The following is a 3,631-nucleotide window of genomic DNA, read 5'->3' on the forward strand; positions in this document are numbered from 1 at the left end:
CGCTTTCGCAATGTTGGGAGGGGTCGAGCCCTCCGGTTTCGGTTTTTCCCCGGGGGCGAAGCCCAAAAGTGATTTTGGGGCGGAAAAAGAGAACCGCCGAGACGATACCGGTCCAGATTACCGTTACGCCGACCGCCTTGATCTGCGTGATCACCTGGGCGGCCATGTCGTAAGTGCCGGGGACTGCCGGAAATACCGTGTAGTCGAAGAAGCCCTGGCCACCGAGCACCGGGTCGGCGACGATACCGGTGGCGATGGCGCCAACGATGCCACCGATACCGTGCACACCGAAGACGTCGAGCGTGTCGTCATATTTCAGCTTGTTCTTCACGATTGCAACGAACAGGTAGCAGACAGCCGATGCCGCGAAACCAAGCACGATTGAGGTCATTGGGGCTGCGAAACCGCTGGCAGGAGTGATGGCTACCAGACCAGCAACCGCGCCAGTAACCGCACCAAGCAGCGATGGCTTGCCGTGGTGGAACTGTTCAATAATGCACCATGCAACAGCTGCTGCAGCGGTGGCGACGAAGGTGTTGATGAAGGCGAGGGCAGCAAGGCCATTGGCTTCAAGGTTGGAACCGGCGTTGAAACCGAACCAGCCCACCCACAGCAGCGAAGCGCCAATCATGGTCATGGTCAGACTGTGCGGAGGCGTGGCTTCCTTGCCATAGCCGACGCGCTTGCCGATGATGAGGCAGCCGACAAGGCCAGCGATACCGGCATTGATGTGGACAACGGTGCCGCCTGCGAAATCCAGTGCACCCATGCCCCACAGGTAACCGAAATCGGTCGGCGCATCGGGTAGGAAGTCCGGGCCAGCCCAGTACCATACCATGTGTGCGATGGGGAAATAGGCGAGGGTCAGCCACAAAACCGTGAAAATGATCAACGGCGTGAACTTGATACGCTCCGCAAAGGCTCCGACGATCAGCGCCGGGGTGATGCAAGCAAAGGTCATCTGGAACACGACAAAGGCATATTCCGGAATGTAGACATTGTTGCTGAAGGTCGCTGCGAGTGTGGTCGCATCGACGCCTGCGAGGAATGCCTTGGAGAAACCGCCGATGAAAGGCCCGCCGCTAGTGAAGGCTAGGCTGTAGCCATAGCTGACCCAGACAAGCGCCGCGACCGAAACGATCATGAACACCTGCATCAGCAGGCTGAGCATATTCTTGGTGCGAACGAGGCCGCCATAGAAGAGCGCGAGCGCCGGGATCGACATCAGCAGCACAAGTGCGGAGCTGATCAGCATCCAGGTGGTGTCGCCCTTGTCGACCATCCCCGCCATCTGTTCGACAGTGGGGGCCTTGATCGGGCCATCTGCAACCGCAGCCGTTGCGGCGGCGGCACCCTCAGCAGCCGCTTCGGCTGCCTCCTGCGCGAAAGCGGGGAGCGCGGCGAATATCGCCGCTCCCGTCGCGCCAACCCATTTCATATGTTTAAGCATGTGCTTTCTTCCCTGGTTAGTCCGGATTTTCTGGTTACAGCGCCGCATCGCCGGCTTCGCCGGTGCGGATGCGCGTTGCCGCGGAGAGTTCAATTTCGAAGATCTTGCCGTCGCCGATTGATCCGGTGGCTGCTGCAGCCTGGATTGCCTCTACGACCGCACCTGCGCTCTCGCTGGTGCAGGCGACCTCAATCTTGATCTTGGGCACCATATTGGTGGTGTATTCCGCGCCGCGATAAACTTCAGTCTGCCCTTTCTGGCGGCCAAAGCCTTTTACTTCCGTCACGGTCATGCCCGACACGCCCAATCCTGCGAGTGCTTCGCGCACCTCGTCCAGCTTGTGCGGCTTGATGATGGCAATGATATATTTCATGCACGCCCCCTTTTGTGGTTGTGCAATGCACAATGCAAAGGGCGTGCCAGAATTAGAAAGCCTTGGATTCCGCGGGTTGCAGACTCGGGGCTTCGAAATAATGCCTAAAAAATAATCAGCAATAAAATGCTGTATAAATATTAGGCATTTTTGAGTGTCGCCCATAAGGGCAGATGGTCGGATGCCCGTTTCGACAGGTCTGAGATATGCGCGCCGCTGCCCTCAACCACGATATCATGGCTGACGATGATGCGATCAAGCCGTGCCACGGGGCGGTTGCTGTGAAAACTTGGCGGCGTTTTGACCAGCCGGTGATGATGGAACGCGAATTCCGAAAGCGCGCCGCGATCCGACCATTGATTGAAATCGCCCATCAGCACCGTTGGCAGATGGTGAGACGCGCCGTCGAGCCGGGCCAGAAGTGCGCGGATTTGCCGCCGCCGCCAGAGCCCCGACAGGTCAAGATGCGTGCCGATAACGCGTAGCGGATGGCCGTCGATGTTCAGATCGGCGAGCACGGCGCCGCGCGGTTCGAGAGTAGGTAATGTGACAATCTCGCTGTGCCCGACCTCGATTCCCCGTTTCACCAGCAAGGCATTGCCATGCCAGCCGATGCTTTGCGGCCGCCCGCCGATTTCGACTGGTTGATAGATGCCTTGTTCGAGCAGCAAATGATGGGGGATCGCGCTCAGCCGGTTTCCGAAACGTCGATCGGCCTCCTGCAGGGCGACGATGTCAGCATCGATTTCACCCAGCACCTCCAAAATCCGTTCCGGATTGCGACGGCGATCAGTGCCGACGCATTTGCGGATATTGTAGGTTGCGACCTTGATGGACGGCACGGTCAGTCGGCTGGCCCGAAATAGCGGTCAGTAGGTCGGGTCGCTATTCCATCGATGCTCCGCGTTCGCCCCTGTGCTCGCGCGATCCAGGCATCCGCATCCATAGCTGCATGCGCTTTCTTCAGCGTTTCGCGTTCTCGATCAAAGGCCATGAAGGGCACACCCCAGCCGCAACTGGTCTGTACGCCTTCGACGCCTGCTATTATAATTTGCCGCGTTCCGGGGAGGATTTCGAAATGGGCAGCCGACTCTTCCCATTCGGCGTCCTGCGGCAAGACCGGTCGGCCACGCCCATATATGCGCAGGATCAGCGCAGGCTGTTCGAAATTGCAGAACATGAAGGTGATGCGGCCGTCGACCGACAAATGTGCATGCGTTTCATTTCCCGAGCCGCCTAGGTCGAGATAGCCGACTTGGCTTGGCGACAAGACGCGAAAGCTATCATAGCCTTTGGGAGAAAGGTTGATACGACCATCTGCCGCGGCAGTGGCAACGAAAAACACCGGCTGCTTGCCGATCATCTCGACATGCTTGTCATTCAGGGCGTCGAAAAATTCGGACATGAGCTGTTAGTGCCAAAGCTGTGGCGATGGGTCTAGCAATAATGAAAGCTAGTTTCCCTCCCTCAGGCGGGAGGGGAGCTTTACTGATCAGCACTCTGTTCCGGGGATGGGAATCCCGAGCGGGCCCTTACACGGCTTCTTTTTCTTCGGCGCAGGCGCGGTTCCGCCTTCGCCCATGCCCCCCATGCCGCTATTGCCCATACCGGTCATAAAACTTGAAAAGGCGCGGAAGCGGGCCTTGGCGGTCCATTCGATGTTCCAGACGGCTTTCGGATCGGCGGGCTTTGGCGGGGAAGCAAAAATTTCTTTCGGGCCCCAAGGCTTTGTGCCGGCCACCATCCTCACCCCCGCAGCCTCGTTTGCTTCCGCCGCCAATTAGCTACACGGCCGTGGAGGACGCCCC

General features: G+C 58.6%; 5 protein-coding genes. All 5 read right to left on the reverse strand.

Translation table 11 applies throughout. From position 1 onward, the window contains the following. The coding region (locus Q0239_RS05045) for an ammonium transporter (protein WP_298599353.1) at nucleotides 1-1,450 on the reverse strand (1,450 nt) is incomplete at its 3' end. A 34-nt stretch (nucleotides 1,451-1,484) separates the two neighbouring features. Then, entirely contained in the window at nucleotides 1,485-1,823 is a 339-nt protein-coding gene (locus tag Q0239_RS05050; RefSeq protein WP_298599356.1) for a P-II family nitrogen regulator, read from the reverse strand. A 140-nt stretch (nucleotides 1,824-1,963) separates the two neighbouring features. Continuing rightward, the gene (locus Q0239_RS05055) at nucleotides 1,964-2,665 is read right to left on the reverse strand and encodes an endonuclease/exonuclease/phosphatase family protein (RefSeq protein WP_298599359.1); all 702 of its coding nucleotides are present in this window, start codon (nucleotides 2,663-2,665) and stop codon (nucleotides 1,964-1,966) included. A gap of 2 nt (nucleotides 2,666-2,667) precedes the next feature. Next, the gene (locus Q0239_RS05060; RefSeq protein WP_298599362.1) at nucleotides 2,668-3,228 is read right to left on the reverse strand and encodes a pyridoxamine 5'-phosphate oxidase family protein; all 561 of its coding nucleotides are present in this window, start codon (nucleotides 3,226-3,228) and stop codon (nucleotides 2,668-2,670) included. An 87-nt stretch (nucleotides 3,229-3,315) separates the two neighbouring features. Continuing rightward, on the reverse strand, nucleotides 3,316-3,567 hold the full coding sequence (locus Q0239_RS05065) for a hypothetical protein (RefSeq protein ID WP_298599365.1): 252 nt from the start codon (nucleotides 3,565-3,567) through the stop codon (nucleotides 3,316-3,318). Between the last annotated feature and the right edge of the window lie 64 nt (nucleotides 3,568-3,631).

Source organism: uncultured Sphingorhabdus sp. (assembly GCF_937872355.1).
Taxonomy (GTDB): domain Bacteria; phylum Pseudomonadota; class Alphaproteobacteria; order Sphingomonadales; family Sphingomonadaceae; genus Sphingorhabdus_B.

Excerpts from the sequence above, each read along its gene's own strand:
- Q0239_RS05050 (WP_298599356.1), bottom strand. The coding sequence starts at position 1,823 with ATGAAATATATCATTGCCATCATCAAGCCGCACAAGCTGGACGAGGTG.
- Q0239_RS05060 (WP_298599362.1), bottom strand. The coding sequence starts at position 3,228 with ATGTCCGAATTTTTCGACGCCCTGAATGACAAGCATGTCGAGATGATC.
- Q0239_RS05065 (WP_298599365.1), bottom strand. The coding sequence starts at position 3,567 with ATGGTGGCCGGCACAAAGCCTTGGGGCCCGAAAGAAATTTTTGCTTCC.